Below are 20,454 nucleotides of genomic sequence, written 5' to 3'. Positions count from 1 at the left end.
CTGAAAAAGCCTGCCAAGGTAGCAGGCAAAATGATTTTTTGGATCTAGAACAATGCCAAAATGTACTTTTATGGCGCAACTAATTGCTCAAATAGCTTTTTCATGCCTTCGCTGGCACCTGCTTTAATCAGTTCATATTGCTCAGGTACACGCTGATAATCTGCTTTCGGGTCGATATAAAATGCACGGCAGTTGGCAGGGATTTCGTGAATTAATCCTGCAACAGGGTAGACTGCCAGACTTGTGCCAATCACAATAAAAATATCTGCCGTTTGTGCACTTACACTGGCATCTTCATAGGCAGGAACTGCTTCGCCAAACCAGACCACATGTGGCCGTAAAGGATATCCTTCAGGGCATTGATCGGTCTCTAAGTTTAAATCTGCACCTTCAATGGGAAACAATTCCTGCGTATATTGCGCCTGAGGGCCAGAGCTTTTTGCGTAACGAATATTGCCATGCAGATGTAGTACATTGTGACTACCTGCACGTTCATGTAGATCATCAATATTTTGTGTAATGACTTGAACATCAAAAAAATCATCGAGTTCAGCAATCAATCTATGCGCTGCATTGGGCTCTGCGGCTAAAATATGTTTACGGCGTTCATTATAAAAACGCTGTACTAAAGCTGGATCGCGTGCCCAAGCTTCAGGTGTGGCCACATCTTCAATGCGATGCTGCTCCCAAAGACCATTACTGTCACGGAAGGTATTGATGCCGCTTTCTGCGCTCATGCCGGCACCTGAAAACACCACAATTTTTTGCATAGATATTCAACCTTATATTTTAATTGATGAGTCCATTGCGTATGGTTGCATGTATTGAACGAATAATTCAGCGAATTTACTGTACTCAAAATATAGCGATTACTTCAACTGATCAGGTGCAATTCTTGTAGCACCCAATCGACAAATTTTTGTATTTGCGGTGAACTGTCTTGGCTCGAGTGGACTAAATAATATTTTCGGCTACCGTGCAATTTTTTATTTGATGCAATCACCAATTCTTTTTTTCTCAGTTCTGCTTCAATCAGCATTTGTGGAATCAGTGCCATACCCATGCCATGACTGGCTGCCACAGAAAGCATAGAAAATAGTTCATGTCGCTGACCATCAAATGGTTTGGGATGCTGAAGCTGATGGGCTTGAAACCATTCTTGCCAAATACTTGGACGGGTGGTTTGCTGTAATAAGGGTAATCGAAGCAATTCTTCATCACTTAAATTAAAACTATGATCATCCGTCATTTCCGCATGGGGAAAATTGTTTTCAATCAATTTGGGGGAACAAACGGGAACCACTTCTTCATCCATTAAATAATGCGCTTGAATGCCAGGCCAATGCTCAATTTGCTGTTGCGTTCCTGCAAAAATAGCTGCGTCAAAGACATTTTCATTAAACAAAAAAGGTTTGGTACTGGTTTCCAAATGCACGGTAATTTCAGGATACTGTGCATTTAATTTATTTAATTTTGGCAACAGCCAACGTGTGGCAAACGTTGGCACAACGCCCAGCTTTAAAGTACCGCCTAAGCCTTTGTGCGTCATGATATCAGAGGTGCTTTTTTCGATGCCTTGCAAAAAGGGTTTAATACTTTTTGCATATTGTTTGCCTGCTTCTGTGAGATCTACACCGTGACGTGTTCGGCTAAATAGCATGACACCTAAATATTCTTCAAGCTGTTGAATTTGGCGTGACACAGCACTTTGAGTAATAAATAACTCTTGAGAAGCATGCGTATAACTTGCGTGTTTTGCAGCAGATTCAAAGCAAATTAAGCTTTGCAATGATGGAATATTGCGCCGCATAGATAAAGTCCTTTTTATCGAGAGGTATCACAAAATGGCATATAAGAATGATTTTCATATACCACTATAGTCTATAAATAAAGCAATCCATCGTTCAAATCAGTGGCTAAAGTGCTTAACACGCCGTGGACAAAGCTCAGGTATGCGAAAGGCGCATATCTACATGCAAATTAATCGTTTGAATGAATCACTTTTCACACATAGCATCAAATAAAACAAAGAAAGCCCGAAAAAGCAGAGGATGCTATGAATCAAATGGTCAATGTAAAAAAACCAAAAGTACAATTTAACTGGCAAGACCCGTTTCTTTTGGAACAGCAATTAACAGAAGAAGAACGCATGATCCGTGATACTGCACATGCTTACTGCCAAGAGCGTTTACAGCCACGTGTACTCGAACAATTTCGACATGAAAAAACTGATGCATCAATTTTCCGAGAAATGGGTGAGCTTGGCTTACTTGGCCCAACGATTCCAGAGCAATACGGCGGCGCAGGTCTAAACTATGTTAGCTATGGATTAGTTGCACGTGAAATTGAATATGTAGATTCTGGCTACCGCTCTATGGCCAGCGTGCAAAGTTCTTTGGTGATGGTGCCAATTAATGAATTTGGCTCTGAAGAGCAAAAACAGAAATACCTGCCAAAGTTGGCAACAGGCGAGTACATTGGCTGTTTCGGCCTGACTGAGCCTGATCATGGCTCTGACCCGGGTAGCATGATTACTCGTGCAAAAAAAGTGGATGGTGGTTACCGTCTAACGGGCGCAAAAATGTGGATTACCAACAGCCCAATTGCCGATGTTTTTGTAGTTTGGGCGAAAGAGGTTTCGGCTGAAGGCAATGTGGGTGACATTCGTGGTTTTATTTTGGAAAAAGGCTGGGAAGGGCTATCAGCACCAGCGATTCACGGTAAAGTTGGCTTACGCGCCTCGATTACTGGTGAAATTGTCATGGACAATGTCTTTGTCCCTGAAGAGAACGCTTTTCCAGAAGTACGTGGTTTAAAAGGTCCATTTACCTGTCTAAACAGTGCACGTTATGGTATCGCTTGGGGCGCAATGGGTGCTGCTGAGTTCTGCTGGCATACAGCACATCAATACACCATGGACCGTAAACAGTTTGGCCGACCTTTAGCTGCGAATCAGCTGATTCAAAAGAAACTGGCGGATATGCAAACTGAGATTGCCTTGGGTCTACAAGTTGCGCTTCGCTTTGGACGTATGAAAGACGAAGGTTTAGCTGCTGTAGAAGGCACATCACTGATTAAACGTAATAACTGTGGCAAGGCTTTAGATATTGCCCGTGTAGCGCGTGACATGATGGGTGGAAATGGCATTTCTGATGAGTTTGGTGTTGCCCGCCATTTGGTCAACCTCGAAGTCGTCAACACTTATGAAGGCACACATGATGTACATGCACTGATTCTAGGTCGTGCGCAAACAGGCATCGCGGCTTTTGGTAACTAATTGAATTCAATATTAATAAGGTGCTCTACATAGAGTGCCTTAGAGACTTTTTATGCAAAAATAAACTTAATCAATAAAGGATTCATCGTGAAACACTCTTGTAACTCTGTGCAATAGCCTGAGCAGTGATGAAATAAAAAGAATAAAAAAGGCAAATGTGCAGACATAGGAATGCCGATGACTCATTTGGGAAAATGAGGAACAAGGAAATGAATAACGAAATGCAAAACGGAGCAGGAACGCTCAAATTGCCTTCTAACGTGGGCACGATGCATCGTATTACCAGCAACACTTGGAAAATGGCCTTTATTTTTGCCTTTATTTCATTGGTGATTGATGGTGTAGACATTATGTTGCTGTCATTCAGCCTCACCAGTTTAAAGGCTGAGTTTGGTTTAAGTACATTTCAAGCAGGAATGCTTGGTAGCTCTTCTTTAGCAGGGATGGCGCTAGGTGGTATTTCTGGTGGATGGGCGTGCGATAAATTTGGTCGTGTGAAAACTATTGCTTGGTCAGTAGTATTTTTCTCAATCATGACCTGTATTTTAGGCTTTACCCAAAGCTATGAACAATTTTTAATTTTACGTTTTATTGGCGCTTTTGGTTTGGGTTCACTTTATATGGCGTGTAATACGCTCATGGCAGAATATGTACCAACCAAATACCGCACAACGGTACTTGGGACTTTGCAAACGGGTCAAACCGTGGGGTATATCGTTGCAACGCTGATGGCGGGTGCCATTATTCCAGATCACGGCTGGCGCATGCTATTTTATGTCACGATTATTCCTGCTGCTTTTGCCCTTATCTTTATGCGTTTTGTTCCTGAACCAAAATCTTGGCAGGAAGCAAAAATTGAGCAGCTAAAACGCCGTGAATTAAAACTTGAACCTGTACAGCAGCAAGCTGCAGTCAATCAAAATGCACCTTCTGAAAGCATTTATAAACGTATTTTTGGACATACCAATCATCGCAAAATGTTCTTCTTTTGGATGTCGACCGCTGCATTTCTACAATTCGGTTATTACGGTGTTAACAACTGGATGCCAACGTATCTAGAAACCGAACTCAGCATGAACTTTAAAGCCATGACAGGCTATATGGTAGGCGCATATACCGCCATGATTCTGGGTAAAATTTTAGCAGGCTATGCCGCTGACAAGTTCGGACGTCGTATTACCTTTGTGTTTGGTACGGTAGCTACGGCAGCATTCTTACCGATCATCATTTTCTATAACACACCAACCAACATCGCCTATTTACTCGTAACTTTCGGTTTCTTATACGGTATTCCATACGGTGTAAATGCAACGTATATGGCAGAAAGTTTCTCTACGGATGTACGCGGTACGGCTATTGGCGGTGCTTACAATATGGGACGTTTGGGCGCAGCCATAGCACCAGCAACCATTGGTATGATTGCCGCTGGCGGATCGTTCACCATGGCCTTTATTGTAATGGGTACTGCGTACTTTATTGCAGGTGTTATTCCGGGCTTGTTCATTCGTGAACGTCAATATGATCCCCAGCAAGCATCACTTTCTTCAGATGCGGAAAAAGAAAAACTGGCCAGTTTAGATATACATGTAGCTGATGCAGAGCAAAAAGCGTCTGCAAAAACTGCAACAGTAAAATAATTAAAAGATCTGTGCCATAGCTCAATACTATGGCACATCTGGAGTGAACTATGGGTGCATTAAAAGGAATTCGTGTATTGGACTTAAGCCGTGTTTTGGCAGGTCCTTGGTGCGGTCAAATATTGGCTGATTTAGGTGCAGAGGTAATCAAAATTGAGCGTCCTAAAGTCGGGGATGATACCCGTATGTGGGGACCACCTTGGATGCCAAATCAGCAAGGTCAAGCGACGAAAGAATCAGGCTATTACCAATGTGCGAACCGCAATAAATATTCTGTAGCCATTGATATTGCTAGTGAAGAAGGGCAAACCCTAGTCCGTGAAATTGCCCAAACTGCAGATGTCGTGATTGAAAACTACAAAGCAGGTTCACTTGCAAAATATGGTTTGGATTATGCATCGCTCAGTGCACTAAATCCCAATATCGTATATTGCTCAATTACAGGTTTTGGTCAGGATGGTCCACGTGCGGAAGAACCGGGCTATGACTTTATTATTCAAGGTATGTCCGGTTTGATGAGTATTACTGGTGAATCTGATGATGTAATCGGTGGTGGCGCACAAAAGGTGGGGGTCGCTGTGGTCGATATTCAGACCGGACTGTACTCAACCATTGCCATTCAGGCGGCATTGTTGGCGCGGCAACATACTGGACGCGGTCAATATATTGATATGTCATTACTCGATGTACAGGTGGCGGCGCTAGCCAATCAAGGTATGAACTATTTGACCTCGGGCAAAGCACCCAAGCGCATGGGAAATAATCACCCGAATATTGTACCGTATCAAACCTTTAAAGCTAAAGATAAAGAATTTATTATTGCCTGTGGTAATGACAAACAATTTAAAGATTTGTGTATTGCGATTGGCTATACAGCGCTGTTGGATGAGCCAAACTATTTACGTAATCAAGATCGAGTGAAGCACCGTGAAGAATTAATTCCATTATTGAGTGCTTATTTTCTGACTCAAGATGCTCAAGTTTGGGTTGATGCGATTCATGCGGTAAAAGTGCCAGTGGGTGTAATCAACTCTGTAGAAGACGCATTAAATGAACCGCAAATTCAACATCGTCAAATGGTGGTAAATATTCCACATGCTTTAAATCATGATTTTAAAGTGATTGGATCACCGATGAAATTATCTGATACGCCTGTAGAATACCGTCATGCACCGCCGCAGTTAGGACAGCACACGACAGAAATTTTGTCCAAATTTAGAACTGAAGAAGAATTAAATGAATTGGCCGCACAAGGCGTGATTGATCGACTCAGTCATCCTGCAGCTTAAAATTCCCTGAGATTATTCTTCAAACTATTCTTCAATATATGGGCTTAAACGCCTATGTGGAATGAGTGGAGTTAAAAGTTTAGACCGAAGGACTCCAATACTTCGGTCTTTTTGATCATGCCGCAAGTAAGGCTTTTGCAGCTACGCGGTGTTTGGCCTGCAGTTCATCGACATCAACATTAACCAAGCTTTGATTTTTGACGACCCAATCGCCTTTGACCATGACATGTTCAGCACGATCTGCACCACAGAGTAGCAAAGCCGCGATCGGATCATGCGAGCCTGAAAAACGTATGTCATCTAATCGGTAAAATGCAAAATCAGCTTGGAAACTTTCAGCGATTTGACCTAAGTGTTGCTCACGCCCTAAAAGCTGTGCAGAGCCATGTGTTGTCCAGCTCAATGCAAGCTCAGGTGTGATATTTTCTGCACCATATTTGAGGCGCTGTAAATACATTGCTTGGCGTGTTTCAAGGATTAAATTAGACGCATCACCCGACGCCGAGCCATCTACGCCTAAACCAATTTTGCTTCCTGCTTGGGTTAAATCGAGTGTTGGACAAATGCCAGAGGCAAGGCGCATATTGGAATGTGGGCAATGACAAATTCCTACTTTGGCTTGTCCTAAACGTCGAATTTCATCTGCATTAAAATGAATGCCATGCGCTAACCAAGTACGCTCATTCAGCCATCCTACACTTTCCAAATAATCAACGGTGCGCATGCCAAACATCTGTAGACAGAAATTTTCTTCATCTATGGTTTCTGCCAAATGCGTGTGTAGACGCACATCGAGTGCTGCTGCAAGTTTGGCACTTTCACGCATAATGTCTTGCGTCACTGAAAAAGGCGAGCAAGGTGCAAGGGCAATATTCACCATGGCGTCTTCCTGCCGTTGATGATATTTCGATACTAAACGTTCAGAGTCTTTTAAAATGATATCCATGTCCTGAACGGTATGCTGTGGTGGGAGACCACCGGCATCTTCACCTAAACTCATCGAACCACGAGTAAGCATCACTCGTATACCTAAGTCTTGTGCTGCATTAACTTGTACATCGATGGCACGGTTCAGTTGATTTGGAAATAAATAATGATGATCCGCAGCGAAGGTACATCCCGACAGTAATAATTCAGCTAAAGCCACTTGAGTTGCTAAGTGTAATTGTTCTGGGTTTAATTTTGCCCAAATTGGGTACAAAGTTTTTAGCCATGGAAATAATGGTGCATTGACCACGGGTGCCCACGCACGTGTCAGGGTTTGGTAAAAATGATGATGGCTATTGATCAGGCCTGGGAGCATGACCAAATTTTTGCATCAAATATTTCGTCATAAGCTTGACGGGGCAGCGCATTTAGCCCAACCAGCTCAATAATTTTTCCTTGAGAAATCAGTACACCACCACGAGCGTCCTGATCATTGGCAGTAAATACCGCAAGCGGATTTTTTATCCATACTATAGTCATAACAAAATCCTGATCAAAGAAAACAATGGATTTTGAGCAATTTCCATACCACTGAAATTTTAAAAAATGCAACTTAAAGCTGATTTCAGCAATATTTAGGCTGTATATCTATAAATTCATTATAAGAAACATGTATTTATATAAGAATAATTTTTCCTGTTCTAATTTTTAGAAAGAATCTTCAAAAACTTAGCAATAGACCAAACAGCTAAAGCAACTTATTTATTGCATGGCGAACATCGATAAGTGTTGAGGACCTTTGTATTATAAATATGTGATTATTAAATTTAGAAAATAATGCTATTTATAATCAAAAAATTATTTTAAATTTGGTTGGATTTAATTTTATCCAAAATAAATTTTTAAAATATATCCTTTATTTTAAATTGTATCACATCAAATATATTTTAAACACTGTGGGGAAATAGAATGAGTTTTAAATTAAAAGCATTGGTCAAAACGATTTTAGTCTTCTCGACAGTTGGTATGCTGGGTTTGGGGCAATCTTATGCAGCAGAAAAGGCCGCTTTTGTATATTTGGGTCCAACCAGTGACCATGGATGGTCATATTCACATGAACAAGGGCGCATCAAGGCAGACAAAGCTTTAGCTGGAAAATATAAAACCACATATATCGAAAATGTACCTGAAACTGCCGATGCAGAGCGTGTTATTCGTAACTTGGCACAACAAGGCAACAAAGTCATTTTCGGTACATCATTTGGTTATATGAACTCGATGGAAAAAGTTGCGAAACAATTTCCTAAAACAGTCTTTATGCACGCAACGGGTTATAAACAAGGAAAAAATTTAGGTGTGTACGAACTTCGAACTTATGAAGGGGCGTATATGCTTGGTGTGGTTGCGGGGCAAAAGACCAAAACCAATACCATTGGTGTAGTCGCGTCATTTCCAATTCCTGAAGTCGTTCGAAACATCAATGCCTATACTTTAGGTGCGCAGAGTGTAAATCCGAAAGTCAAAACCAAAGTAATTTGGGCCAATACATGGTTTAACCCCGGTAAGGAACGTGAAGCAGCATTGGCATTAATCGCTCAAAAAGCAGATGTGTTGATGCAAAATACCGATTCACCTGCTGTAGTACAAGCCGCACAACAAAAAGGGGTGTATGCATTTGGCTGGAACTCAGACATGAGTAAATTTGGACCGAAAGCACATCTTGCAGCAGCAGTGTTACATTGGGAAAAAATCTATGAACCTGTGATGAAACAAGTCGCGGCAAATACATGGAAGCCTTCGGCGATCAAGTATGGCGTAAAACAAAGTGCTGTAAATATTGAAAACTTTGGTCCAGAAACGACGGCTGCGATGAAAACCAAAGCCATTGCAGTACGTGATTCATTACGTACTGGGGCATTACATCCATTTACAGGACCGATTTATAAACAAGATGGCAGTCTACTGGTCGCAAAAGGCAAAACATTGACGGATATCGATTTGTCTAAAATGAACTACTATGTCAAAGGTGTAGATGGGTCACTACCTAAATAAGAATTTGATAAACAATACATTTTAAAATATTGCAAGTTGCAAGAGAGGCAACTTGCTCTACATAGGTCGAGTGATTATGAGTATTCCCGTAATTGATTTAGCGCAGGCATTGACGCCTTCCTCAGCCAATATCGCAGATGTAGTAGAAAAGTTAAGAGCGGCAGCAACCAGTTCAGGTTTTTTCTATGTAAAAAATCATGGAATATCATCAGCGTTGATTCAACGTCAGTTTGATTTGGCAGCTAAAGTTTTTGCATTGCCATTGGCAACAAAACTTAAATACGATCAAAGTTTGAATGATAGCCATCTGGGCTTCGAACAGCTTGCAGCGCAAAAGTCAGACTACAGCGCAAAGCCTGATATTAAGGAGGGTTTCTACTGTGCAAAAAATTACCCTACAGATCATCCCTATGTTTTAGCCAAATATCAGGGCTATGGTATTAATCAATGGCCGAGTACTGAAGTACCTGAAATGGAACAGTTTTGTCAGGAGTATATAGCTCAGCTAAATGGCCTAGCACAGCGCATTATGCAACTCTTAGCACTGTCTTTATCTTTAGATGAAGGCTATTTTGATGACTGTTGTATCGACCCCATGATTACCCTAAAAATGCTCTGTTATCCACCGCATCCTGTCGGTGCAGATGAATATAGCTTTGGCGTTGGAGCACATACTGATTGGGGCTCCATCACGATTTTAGCGCAAGATGAATGTGGTGGACTTGAGGTTTGTTTACCAGATGGCACATGGGTTGCAGCGCCACCGATCAAAGATACGTTTATTGTCAATTTAGGCGATCTGATCCCACGTTGGAGTAATGACCTGTACAAATCAAATCCACATCGTGTTAGAAATTTATTTTCAAAAGGTCAGTCTCGCTATTCGATTCCATTTTTTTATGGGCCGAATTACATGACGCCAATCAATGCCTTACCAGGAACGGTGAAAGATGGTGAAATTTACCGTTATGCACCCTGTACGGCTGGTGAACACATGGAACAAATGTATCAGCAAGCTTATGATTTAAGTCTAGAAGAACAATCAGTACTGGAAAAAATCATTTAATCTCTCATTCTAATTTCATGTTTTCCTTTTATAGCCCTTCGTTCAGCCCGATAGGGCTTTTTTTATGATCAACATAAAATCGATTTGTTATTAAATAATAATCTTTTAAATAAAATTCATGGATTCGATTTATATATATAAATTCACCTTTATTTTAATTATTCAATTTTATTTAAAATATATTTTTATTTTAAAATAAATATTGGAACGATATTTGCTAACTATAAATAGAAAATCGCATTTATGCAGAATAATTTTAGCTTTTTATAAATTAGATCAAGTTTTTAATGTTTTAGGTGGAACGAAATGATGCAACAGAAAAGCTTTGTAAGCCGTTTAAAAAAAATGGCACTGATATTTAGCGCAGCAGGTCTCTGTGGTGCAGGCTTGATAACTCAGCTACACGCCGCAGATAAAGCAGCCTTTGTATACATTGGCCCAACTAGTGATCATGGATGGACCTATTCACATGATCAGGGGCGCATTAAAGCTCAAAAGGCCTTAGCTGGAAAATATACAACCACACATATTGAAAATGTCCCTGAAACCGCCGATGCCGAACGTGTAATCCGAAATTTAGCGCAACAGGGCAATAAAGTTATTTTTGGGACGTCTTTTGGTTATATGAACCAAATGGAAAAAGTGGCAAAACAATTTCCAAATACCGTCTTTATGCATGCGACAGGTTATAAACAAGGCAAAAATCTTGGGGTTTATGACGTACGTACTTATGAAGGTGCATACATGCTCGGTGTTGTCGCAGGACAGCAAACGAAAAGCAACATCTTAGGTGTCGTTGGTTCATTTCCAATTCCAGAAGTTATACGTAATATCAATGCTTACACACGTGGTGCACAAAGCGTCAATCCTAAAATTAAAACCAAAGTGATTTGGGTCAATTCATGGTTTAACCCAGGCAAAGAACGTGATGCAGCTTTAGCACTGATTTCTCAAAAAGCAGATGTGTTGATGCAAAACACGGATTCTCCAGCCGTGGTGCAAGCAGCACAACAAAAAGGCGTATATGCCTTTGGTTGGGACTCAGATATGAGCAAGTTTGGACCTAAAGCACAATTGGCGGCTTCAGTGTTGCACTGGGAAAAAATCTATACCCCAGTCATGCAGCAAGTCGCAAATAAAACATGGAAACCAAGTGCAATTTGGTATGGCGTGAAACAAGATGCGGTCAAAATTGAAGCCTTTGCACCATTTTTAGCACCTGCTGTTAAGCAAAAAGCCTTAAGCGTACAAACCGCAATTCAAACTGGAAAATTACATCCATTTGCAGGCCCTGTATATAAACAAGATGGCAGTTTAGCGCTCGCTCAAGGTAAAAACATGACTGATGCTGATCTCAACAAAATGAATTATTACGTGAAAGGCGTAGAAGGGGTTTTACCTAAATAATTTTGAAACATACAAGCTGTGACCAAAAGTGCATCTCACTTTTGGTCCTATAAATTTACGTTGAAGAGAGCTTAAGTTATGAATGCATTTCAACAAGAACCTGCGACCCCATTCGATCGAGCTGAGCATAAAAATGTCATTCCTCGTCTTGAGCTCATTAATATTTGCAAGAGCTATAACTCACTCAAAGCCAATCATCAAATTCATTTAACGGTTCAGCCCGGTGCCATCCACGCCATTTTGGGAGAAAACGGTGCGGGTAAAAGTACCCTGATGAAGATCATTTATGGGGCAACACGTGCAGATGAAGGCCAAGTCATTTGGAATGGCAAAGAGGTCAATATTGATAGCCCATCAGCCGCAAGAAAGCTAGGTATTGGTATGGTTTATCAACATTTTTCACTATTTGAAACCTTAACCGTTGCTGAAAATATTCTGTTGGGACTCGATGAAAAAGTAGATTTAAAACAATTGCATGAACGTATCGTTGCCGTGTCTGAACAATATGGATTACGTGTAGACCCACGTCGTGAAGTCTTTTCTTTGTCAGTGGGTGAGCGTCAACGCGTCGAAATTATTCGCTGTTTATTACAAAATCCATCCTTAATCATTTTAGATGAGCCGACATCGGTACTTACACCTCAGGCGGTCAAGCAATTATTTAAAACCTTGAAATTACTGGCTTCTCAGGGCGTATCTATTTTATATATCAGTCATAAATTACATGAAATTAAAGAACTTTGTGATGAAGCGACGATCTTAAGAAACGGTCTGGTGACAGGACATGTCTATCCAAAAGATCAGTCAACCAGTGACTTAGCGCGTTTAATGATTGGTCGAGATTTGCTAACTTACCAACATGTGGATTTTTCTGGTCAAAAACAACAGCTTTTCTCTGTTGATGATTTGAATTACGAATCTGAAGATCCATTTGGGGTGTCGCTCAAACATATCCAACTGGATTTGTATGGTGGTGAAATTTTAGGAATTGCAGGTATTTCGGGCAATGGCCAAGCGGAACTGCTGTCTTTACTTTCAGGTGAGCAAGTTTCAGTAAAAGGCAGCATTGTTTTTCAAGGTGTCGATATTTCACTGCAAAGTGCAGGACTGCGCCGTGATCAAGGGTTGGGCTTTGTACCTGAAGAGCGTTTGGGACGAGGTGCTGTTCCAAATATGACGCTGTCACAAAACGGTTTATTAACCGCTTTTCGTAAAGAATTAAGCGATTGGGGGCTAATCAATTTTACAAAAATGCGCGCCTTTGCAGAGCAGTGTATTGAAAAGTTTGGCGTCAAAGCCTCAGGTGCTGATGCTGAAGCTCGATCACTTTCGGGCGGGAATTTACAGAAATTCATTGTCGGACGTGAAATTCTACAAAACCCCAAAGTGCTGATTGTATCGCAACCAACATGGGGCGTTGATGTAGGCGCAGCAATGTTTATTCGACAAACCCTGATCGATCTATCACGCCAAGGGGTCGCGATATTGGTGATCTCTGAAGAATTAGAAGAACTGTTTGAGATTAGCGACAGAATTTGCGTACTTGCCGCAGGGCAACTGTCAAAACCGATGAAAACCACGGATACCAATGCCGAGCAAATCGGTCTATTGATGTCGGGTATTTCCAATACTTCAAACTCTACAGAAATATCTCTGAATCAGGCACATGCCTAGCAATGAAAGGATAAATCCATGCATTTATTAGAACCTAGAGAGCATCCCTCTCAAATGATGAAATGGCTGTCTCCGATTATTGCGCTTTTGGCAATGTTGGTGGTGGGCAGCCTATTGTTTTTAGCTTTGGGTGTTGATCCGCTCAATGCGCTGTATATCTTTTTTATCGAGCCTTTAACCTCGATCTATAGTTTAAGTGAACTTGCGATTAAAGCTTCACCCCTGATTTTAATTGCGTTGGGTTTAGCCATTGGTTTTCGTGCCAAATTATTCAACATCGGGGCCGAAGGTCAGCTGACCATGGGCGCTATTTTTGGTGGCGGAATCGCAATTTTATTTCACGAACAAATGGGGTGGTGGATTTTGCCGCTCATGGTGCTGATGGGGGCAATTGGTGGCGCATTGTGGGGACTCATTCCGGCATTACTCAAAACGCACTTTAATGCTGAAGAAACCCTGACGACGCTCATGATGAATTATGTGGCCTTATTTGTTCTTTTATATCTGGTCAATGGGCCGTGGCGTGATCCTGATGGCATGAATTTTCCTCAATCGGTCATGTTTAGTGAGTCAGCGACATTGCCCTTAATTTGGGAAGGGACTCGAGTCAACGCATCTATTTTCATCACGATCATTGCTGTGGTGATATTTTGGATTTTTATTCGTAAAAGTTTAACTGCTTACAAACTTGAAGTAAGTGGGCAAGCACCATTGGCCGCGAAATATGCAGGATTTTCATCTAAAAAGGCCATTTGGCTCAGCTTAGGTTTATCAGGATTGATGGCGGGGATTGCAGGCATCTGTGAAGTTGCAGGGCCTATTGGACAGTTAAATCCAAACATTTCTCCGGGCTATGGTTATGCAGCCATTATTGTGGCGTATTTAGGTCGTTTAAACCCAATTGGAATCGTTCTTTCAGGTTTATTGATGGCACTGATTTATTTGGGTGGGGAAATGGCACAAATGCAGCTGCAACTTCCGGTTGCGATTACAGGTATCTTCCAAGGCTTATTGTTATTTTTCCTTTTAGCTTCAGATGCCTTGATTGAAAACCGCTATCGTTTTGCACCGAAAAAAAATAAAACGCTGACAGATCGTCAAGCGACTACGGCTTAGATTGAGGAGAAATGTATGAGCATTGAAATTACAGCCATTTTAGCTGGCACGATCGCCGCAGCAACGCCACTCATTTTTGCAGGTCTTGGTGAATTAGTCGCAGAACGGACAGGGGTCATTAACCTCGGTGTAGAAGGCATGATGTTGGTTGGTGCCATTGCTGGCTTTGCCTTCGCTGCACAGTACGATGCGAGTGTTGCAAGTGCCTTAATGGTCGGTGGCCTTGCAGGCACATTGATGGCACTGATTTTTGCATTTTTTACCCTCTCTTTAAGTACTAACCAGTCCGCTTGCGGTTTAGCACTCACAATTTTCGGTATCGGAATTTCAGCATTTATAGGACAAAACTACGTGAGCATGGCATTGCCCGGCTTACAGGGTTTAGACATCCCGCTTTTAAGTGAAATACCTGTCTTAGGGCCTATTTTATTTCAGCATAACTATGTTGTGTATTTGTCCATGTTGGCTTTTGTGATTATTTGGTGGGTACTCACAAAAACTCGCCTTGGTCTGCTACTAAAAGCAGTGGGCGAGTCACCAGAAAGTGCGCATGCTATGGGCTATAACGTCTTAGCGATTCGCTACTGTGCGGTTCTTTTTGGTGGTGCTATGGCTGGAGTAGGTGGCGCATTTTTATCAACAGTCTATACGCCGATGTGGATTGAGAACATGGTGGCAGGTCGGGGGTGGATTGCGATTGCATTGGTGGTCTTTGCAACATGGAAACCTACCCGTTTAATGCTCGGAGCTTATCTATTTGGTGGCGTGACGATCCTGCAGTTCCATGCTCAAGCATTAGGTTTAAATGTGCCGAATGAATTGCTTTCTGCACTTCCATATGTGGCAACGATTGCGGTCTTAGTGCTTATTTCTCGTAATAAAAAACATCTAAAACTGAATTTACCAGCTTCACTTGGGAAAACCTTCAGCCCTTAATTTTGGCCGATAACACAATGTTCAAAGGAGCAAATGAATGAAATTACTGAGTGCAGGCCATGTATTAACCATGAATTCGTCCTTAGACTATATTCAAGATGGGGCAGTATTAGTCAACGGCCAAGTGATTCAAGCGATTGGGAAGCGAGAAGATCTTTTAAAGCAGTTTCCAGATGCGATACATGAGCATTATCCCGATGGATTGTTGATGCCAGGTTTAATCAATACACATTGTCATTCGGGCTTACTTCGCGGCACCGCGGAGGGCTTACCTGTTTGGGACTGGTTACAACAATTTATTGATCCCATGCACCGAGTGTTATTACCCGAAGATGCAAAATTGGCTTCTTATTTATGCTATGCCGAAGCACTACTGTCAGGGACGACCACGATTGTTGATATGTGGCGCTATATGGATGGCAGTGCCGAAGTAGCCGAAGACTTAGGGATTCGAGCTGTATTGGTTCCGTATGTCGCAGAACATCCAGACCATAATTATTTTGAAACACTAGAGAGCAATGAAGCGCTGATTCAACGATGGCACATGCGAGCAGAAGGTCGCATTCAGGTCTGGGTGGGGCTAGAACACTTATTTTATGCAGAAGATCAGGCCTTAGGTCGTATCCAAAAAATGTGTCAGGACTATCAAACTGGATTTCATACTCATAGTAATGAAAGTAAGTTTGATGTCGTGGAAAATCTGAAACGTTACGGCATGCGGCCTGTTCAAACCCTTGAAAAATTAGGCATGCTCGATGTGCCAAAATGCTTGCTGGCACATTGTGTATGGTTAGATGATGACGAAATTCAGCTGCTAAAACATTATCACGTTGGGGTCGCACATAACCCCATTTCAAATATGAAACTTGCCTCAGGCGCTGCACCTGTGACTCAATTGCTCAAACAAGGCGTTGCAGTGGGTTTAGGTACAGATGGTGAAAAGGAAAATAACAATTTAGATTTATTTGAGGAAATGAAAACGGCTTCATTATTGGCTAAGTTTTCAAATTTAGATGCAGCGGCTTTAGATTCATGGTCAGTTTGCCAAATGGCGACACGAGATGGAGCGCGTGCATTAGGACTTGAACAGCTAATTGGTTCAATCGAAGTCGGTAAGCAGGCAGATTTAATCGTGGTAAATACCGCTACACCTCGCATGACACCTTTAATAAACCAAGGCAGTTTATTTAATTTACATACAAACTTGGTCCATGCGGTTCAGGGCCAAGATGTCGTGATGACGATGGTTGCAGGAAAAGTTTTGGTCAAAAATGGTCAACTGCTTAATGCAGACTTACAACAATTTATTGACCAAATTAATTTTGCCGCACCTGCATTATTTAAACGTCGTTCTGACTGGCTCAGTTTACGCGGTGCAGCAGTCAATGAGTTGCAAAGAACCTAAAGCTTTCAACACATAAAACATAAAGCCCAAATCAATTTGGGCTTTATGTTTTTTAAATTTTATCGAAGAACAACATGCAGGATTTAAGCACTGATAAAAGAGATGAGTGCTTGGTTAAATGCATCAGGCTGTTCAATGTTTGAAATATGCGATGCATTAATTTCAAATAATTGGCTATTTGCGATGCGTTCTTGCATGAATTGACCATCTACAACTGTAGTTACAGGGTCTTGTTGACCTGCAATAATCAATACCGGTATGCGAATAGACGAGATTTCATTGCGCAAATCCGCTTTAGCCAAAGCTTCACAACAACTTGCATAACCTTCTGGGCTGCCAGCTCCAAGGTCGTTACTCAAAGATTGTACAGTTGCTGTGTTACTTTGGATAAAGGGTTCTGTAAACCATCGTGATGCTGCCGTTTCTGCAATTGGTTCCAGACCTTGTTGACGGACTAATTGCGCACGTTCATTCCAAGCTGATTCTTGCCCAATTTTTGCAGCGGTATTGCATACAATGACATGGTTAAAGCGTTCAGGATGATGTTTTGCAAGCCATTGGCCTGTTAAACCACCCATCGATATTCCACAAAATGTGGCTTGTTGAATATTTAAATGATCCAATAAATGGATGACATCTGTACCCAATTGATCAAGGCTATATGACCCTTGAGGGGCAGAAGATGCACCATGACCACGTGTATCATAACAAATCACAAAATAATCCTGCTGTAGTGCCTCTATCTGAGGCTGCCACATGCTGAACTTTGTGCCTAAAGAATTAGAAAACACAATCGCAGGTCGTGTGTGGTCACCAAAGGTTGCGTAATTAATCGTTGCATCATTGGATATAAATGTAGGCATGTTTTGAATCCTTAATTTTATAAATCCCCCTAAATCCCCCCTTTGATAAGGTGGACTTTTATTGAGGATTAAACACGTTCAATAATCAAAGCGATGCCTTGACCGACACCAATGCACATCGAACAGAGGGCATATTGACCTGAAATTTCCTCAAGCTGATTTAATGCAGTCGTGACTAAACGTGCTCCAGATGCACCTAATGGATGACCCAAAGCAATAGCGCCACCGTTTGGATTAACATGTTTAGCACCATCTTCTAAACCTAATTCACGGGTAACCGCTAAGGCTTGAGCCGCAAAAGCTTCATTCAGCTCGATTACATCCATTTGTTCAAGGCTTAGACCTGTTTGAGCTAACAACTTTTTTATGGCAGGCGCAGGACCAAAGCCCATGATTTTGGGTTCAACACCCACCACCGTTGCCGCAATAATTTTGGCCCGTGGCTTTAACTTAAATTTGTTGACAGCATCATCTGAAGCAATCAGTAGTGCAGCTGCACCATCATTGATCCCTGAAGCATTGCCCGCAGTTACCGTCCCATCTGCTTTCACCACAGGTTTGAGTTTTGCTAAGCCTTCTGCTGTCGTCGATGCACGTGGATGCTCATCTGTATCGACTATCAGTGGGTCGCCTTTACGCTGTGGAATGACGACAGGGATGATTTCTTTCTCAAAAAAACCATTGGCCTGTGCAGCGGCTGTACGGCGCTGACTTTCTAAGGCAAAAGCATCTTGATCAGCACGGTTAATATTGAATTGTTCTGCCACATTTTCAGCGGTTTGAGGCATGGTTTCCACGCCATACATTTGTTTGAGTATTGGATTGATAAAACGCCAGCCCATGGTGGTGTCTTCAATCTTTTGGCTGCGTCCATAAGCACTTTCCGATTTACCCATAACAAAGGGCGCACGGGACATACTTTCAACACCGCCAGCAATAATTAAGTCTGCTTCATTTGCTTTAATTGCACGGGCTGCCATCGCAATTGCATCAAGTGATGAACCACAAAGTCGGTTCACAGTTGTAGCAGGAACTTGAAAAGGTACACCTGCGAGTAGCGACGACATTCGTGCAACATTACGGTTATCTTCACCGGCTTGGTTCGCACAGCCGTAAATCACGTCATCAACAGACTCCCAAGCAATACTTGGATTTCGCTGCATCAGTGCCTTGATAGGTAAGGCACCTAGGTCATCGGTACGTACTGCTGCTAAACCGCCCGCATAGCGACCGAAAGGGGTACGGATTGCATCAATAATATAGGCATTTTTCATTTTATAAATCCTAAAAAAACTCAGCTCCTCCCTTTTAACGGGAGGTTGGGAGGGATTTACAGGAAGTTAATTTTTTAAATTAATCCTCCCTAAATCCCTCCTTTAATCAAGGAGGGACTTTTTGCTTTATGCTGTCGTATCTATCAGCTTTGCACCGGTCATTGACTGTAATTCGTCAAAGCTCAAGCCCTCGACTTTTTCAATCACTTTCAAACCTTCAACCGTCACATCAATGACGCACAGATCTGTGTAAATACGATCGACACATTGCAGGCCTGTCGCAGGGTATGACAATTCAGCGACAATTTTCGGTTCACCTTTTTTGGTCACATGGTCTGTAGTAATAAAGACTTTTTTCGCCCCAACAGCCAAATCCATTGCGCCACCTACAGCAGGAATCGCATCAGGCGCGCCAGTATGCCAATTTGCTAAGTCACCATTTTGGGCAATCTGAAAAGCGCCTAGTACTGCAATATCTAAATGACCGCCACGCATCATGGCAAAAGAGTCTCCATGGTGAAAAAAGCAGCCACCCGTCTGCATAGTGACAAACTCTTTTCCTGCATTAATTAATTCAGGGTCTTCTTCGCCTTTAGCCGGAGGAGGACCAAAAGCCAAAAGGCCATTTTCTGAATGTAGAAAAACATCTTTGTCCGTTGGTAAATAATTTGAAATTTTGGTGGGTAAGCCAATGCCTAAATTGACATAAGCGCCATCTGGAATATCTTGTGCAACACGTTCTGCAATTTGATCACGGGTTAATTTGGTATAGCTCATGGTTCTTTCCTCACGTGATTTATGCAGATTGCTCAAGCTGTGCAGGTTGAACAGCCACAACATGTTGTACAAAAATGCCAGGGGTAATAATGTGCTCTGGGTCCAATGCACCAAGTTCAACAACTTCAGAAACTTGTGCAATTGTCACATCTGCCGCCATGGCCATAATGGGGCCAAAGTTACGCGCTGATTTGTTGTAAACCAAGTTCCCCCAGCGGTCGCCCTGATGTGCTTTGATTAAAGCAAAATCGGCCTTAATTGGATTTTCGAGAACAAAATCTTTACCTTCATAATTGAGGGTAGGTTTGCCTTCTGCCAACAATGTACCGAAACCTGTTGGTGTATAAATTGGACCCAGACCCATACCTGCCGCTTGAATACGGCAAGCCAAGTTACCTTGTGGTACAAGCTCAAGTTCTATCTTTCCTGCACGGTATAATTCATCGAACACCCAAGAGTCCGATTGGCGAGGGAAAGAACAGATCATTTTACGGACAGCACCAGCTTTGAGTAATTTAGCCAGTCCATAGTCACCATTACCTGCATTGTTATTGACGATGATTAGGTCTTTGATCCCAAGTTCTATCAGTCCATCAATCAGTTCAGCAGGCTGACCAGCCGTACCGAAGCCGCCGATCATAATGGTTGATCCATCCTTAATTTGAGACAGTGCTTCTGTTAAGGAAGCGGTACTTTTATCAATCATGCTACGATCCTTCATCAAGAACGATAAAACTATTTACCTGACTAACCA

The 20,454-nt window shown here is 42.0% G+C and carries 16 protein-coding genes and 1 pseudogene; 10 read left to right on the top strand and 7 right to left on the bottom strand.

Annotation, left to right across the window (positions count from 1 at the left end):
• Positions 1-68 precede the first annotated feature (68 nt).
• Together FTV04_RS01620 and FTV04_RS01615 are read right to left on the bottom strand one after the other, a co-directional pair.
• Positions 69-770 (bottom strand): NAD-dependent deacylase, encoded by a 702-nt coding sequence (locus tag FTV04_RS01620; RefSeq protein ID WP_180088327.1) that lies wholly within the window; start codon positions 768-770, stop codon positions 69-71.
• Positions 771-874: 104 nt separating this feature from the next.
• The gene (locus tag FTV04_RS01615; protein WP_180088325.1) at positions 875-1,810 is read right to left on the bottom strand and encodes a LysR substrate-binding domain-containing protein; all 936 of its coding nucleotides are present in this window, start codon (positions 1,808-1,810) and stop codon (positions 875-877) included.
• Between the two features lie 246 nt (positions 1,811-2,056).
• On the opposite strand from FTV04_RS01615, the gene FTV04_RS01610 reads away from it, so the two are divergent.
• The 3 genes from FTV04_RS01610 to FTV04_RS01600 all read left to right on the top strand — a co-directional run bounded on the left by FTV04_RS01610 (position 2,057) and on the right by FTV04_RS01600 (position 6,203).
• Positions 2,057-3,277 carry an acyl-CoA dehydrogenase gene (locus FTV04_RS01610; RefSeq protein WP_180088323.1) on the top strand — a complete coding sequence of 407 codons (1,221 nt, stop codon included), beginning with the start codon at positions 2,057-2,059 and terminating at the stop codon, positions 3,275-3,277.
• A gap of 209 nt (positions 3,278-3,486) precedes the next feature.
• Positions 3,487-4,914, top strand: a complete 1,428-nt coding sequence (locus FTV04_RS01605) for an MFS transporter (protein WP_180009430.1) — start codon at positions 3,487-3,489, stop codon at positions 4,912-4,914.
• A 50-nt stretch (positions 4,915-4,964) separates the two neighbouring features.
• A complete protein-coding gene (locus FTV04_RS01600) occupies positions 4,965-6,203 on the top strand; it encodes a CaiB/BaiF CoA-transferase family protein (RefSeq protein ID WP_180088321.1) in 1,239 nt (412 codons plus the stop codon).
• A 115-nt stretch (positions 6,204-6,318) separates the two neighbouring features.
• Here FTV04_RS01600 and FTV04_RS01595 read toward each other — a convergent pair.
• Positions 6,319-7,670, bottom strand: a pseudogene (locus FTV04_RS01595) (8-oxoguanine deaminase).
• 486 nt (positions 7,671-8,156) lie between these two features.
• Here FTV04_RS01595 and FTV04_RS01590 point away from each other — a divergent pair.
• The 7 genes from FTV04_RS01590 to FTV04_RS01560 all read left to right on the top strand — a co-directional run bounded on the left by FTV04_RS01590 (position 8,157) and on the right by FTV04_RS01560 (position 16,786).
• Positions 8,157-9,182 carry a BMP family ABC transporter substrate-binding protein gene (locus FTV04_RS01590; RefSeq protein WP_257220942.1) on the top strand — a complete coding sequence of 342 codons (1,026 nt, stop codon included), beginning with the start codon at positions 8,157-8,159 and terminating at the stop codon, positions 9,180-9,182.
• A gap of 76 nt (positions 9,183-9,258) precedes the next feature.
• Positions 9,259-10,248, top strand: coding sequence for an isopenicillin N synthase family oxygenase (locus FTV04_RS01585; protein ID WP_180088317.1), 990 nt, complete (start codon positions 9,259-9,261; stop codon positions 10,246-10,248).
• 345 nt (positions 10,249-10,593) lie between these two features.
• On the top strand, positions 10,594-11,655 hold the full coding sequence (locus FTV04_RS01580) for a BMP family ABC transporter substrate-binding protein (protein WP_373684684.1): 1,062 nt from the start codon (positions 10,594-10,596) through the stop codon (positions 11,653-11,655).
• A gap of 78 nt (positions 11,656-11,733) precedes the next feature.
• The gene (locus FTV04_RS01575; protein WP_180088315.1) at positions 11,734-13,329 is read left to right on the top strand and encodes an ABC transporter ATP-binding protein; all 1,596 of its coding nucleotides are present in this window, start codon (positions 11,734-11,736) and stop codon (positions 13,327-13,329) included.
• An 18-nt stretch (positions 13,330-13,347) separates the two neighbouring features.
• The gene (locus FTV04_RS01570; protein ID WP_180088313.1) at positions 13,348-14,445 is read left to right on the top strand and encodes an ABC transporter permease; all 1,098 of its coding nucleotides are present in this window, start codon (positions 13,348-13,350) and stop codon (positions 14,443-14,445) included.
• A gap of 15 nt (positions 14,446-14,460) precedes the next feature.
• Entirely contained in the window at positions 14,461-15,381 is a 921-nt protein-coding gene (locus FTV04_RS01565; protein WP_180064064.1) for an ABC transporter permease, read from the top strand.
• Between the two features lie 37 nt (positions 15,382-15,418).
• Positions 15,419-16,786 carry an amidohydrolase family protein gene (locus FTV04_RS01560; protein ID WP_180064065.1) on the top strand — a complete coding sequence of 456 codons (1,368 nt, stop codon included), beginning with the start codon at positions 15,419-15,421 and terminating at the stop codon, positions 16,784-16,786.
• Between the two features lie 83 nt (positions 16,787-16,869).
• Here the strand turns inward: FTV04_RS01560 and pcaD are convergent, their stop codons facing one another.
• The 4 genes from pcaD to FTV04_RS01540 all read right to left on the bottom strand — a co-directional run bounded on the left by pcaD (position 16,870) and on the right by FTV04_RS01540 (position 20,406).
• Positions 16,870-17,649, bottom strand: a complete 780-nt coding sequence (gene pcaD / locus FTV04_RS01555; RefSeq protein ID WP_180088311.1) for a 3-oxoadipate enol-lactonase — start codon at positions 17,647-17,649, stop codon at positions 16,870-16,872.
• Positions 17,650-17,717: 68 nt separating this feature from the next.
• A complete protein-coding gene (gene pcaF, locus FTV04_RS01550) occupies positions 17,718-18,923 on the bottom strand; it encodes a 3-oxoadipyl-CoA thiolase (protein ID WP_180088309.1) in 1,206 nt (401 codons plus the stop codon).
• A 126-nt stretch (positions 18,924-19,049) separates the two neighbouring features.
• Positions 19,050-19,700 (bottom strand): 3-oxoacid CoA-transferase subunit B, encoded by a 651-nt coding sequence (locus FTV04_RS01545; protein WP_180009434.1) that lies wholly within the window; start codon positions 19,698-19,700, stop codon positions 19,050-19,052.
• 19 nt (positions 19,701-19,719) lie between these two features.
• On the bottom strand, positions 19,720-20,406 hold the full coding sequence (locus tag FTV04_RS01540) for a 3-oxoacid CoA-transferase subunit A (protein WP_078193765.1): 687 nt from the start codon (positions 20,404-20,406) through the stop codon (positions 19,720-19,722).
• Between the last annotated feature and the right edge of the window lie 48 nt (positions 20,407-20,454).

Source organism: Acinetobacter sp. YH12219, assembly GCF_013417875.1.
GTDB classification, from domain to species: Bacteria; Pseudomonadota; Gammaproteobacteria; order Pseudomonadales; family Moraxellaceae; genus Acinetobacter; species Acinetobacter amyesii.
This window is presented reverse-complemented; position numbering and strand designations above follow the sequence as displayed.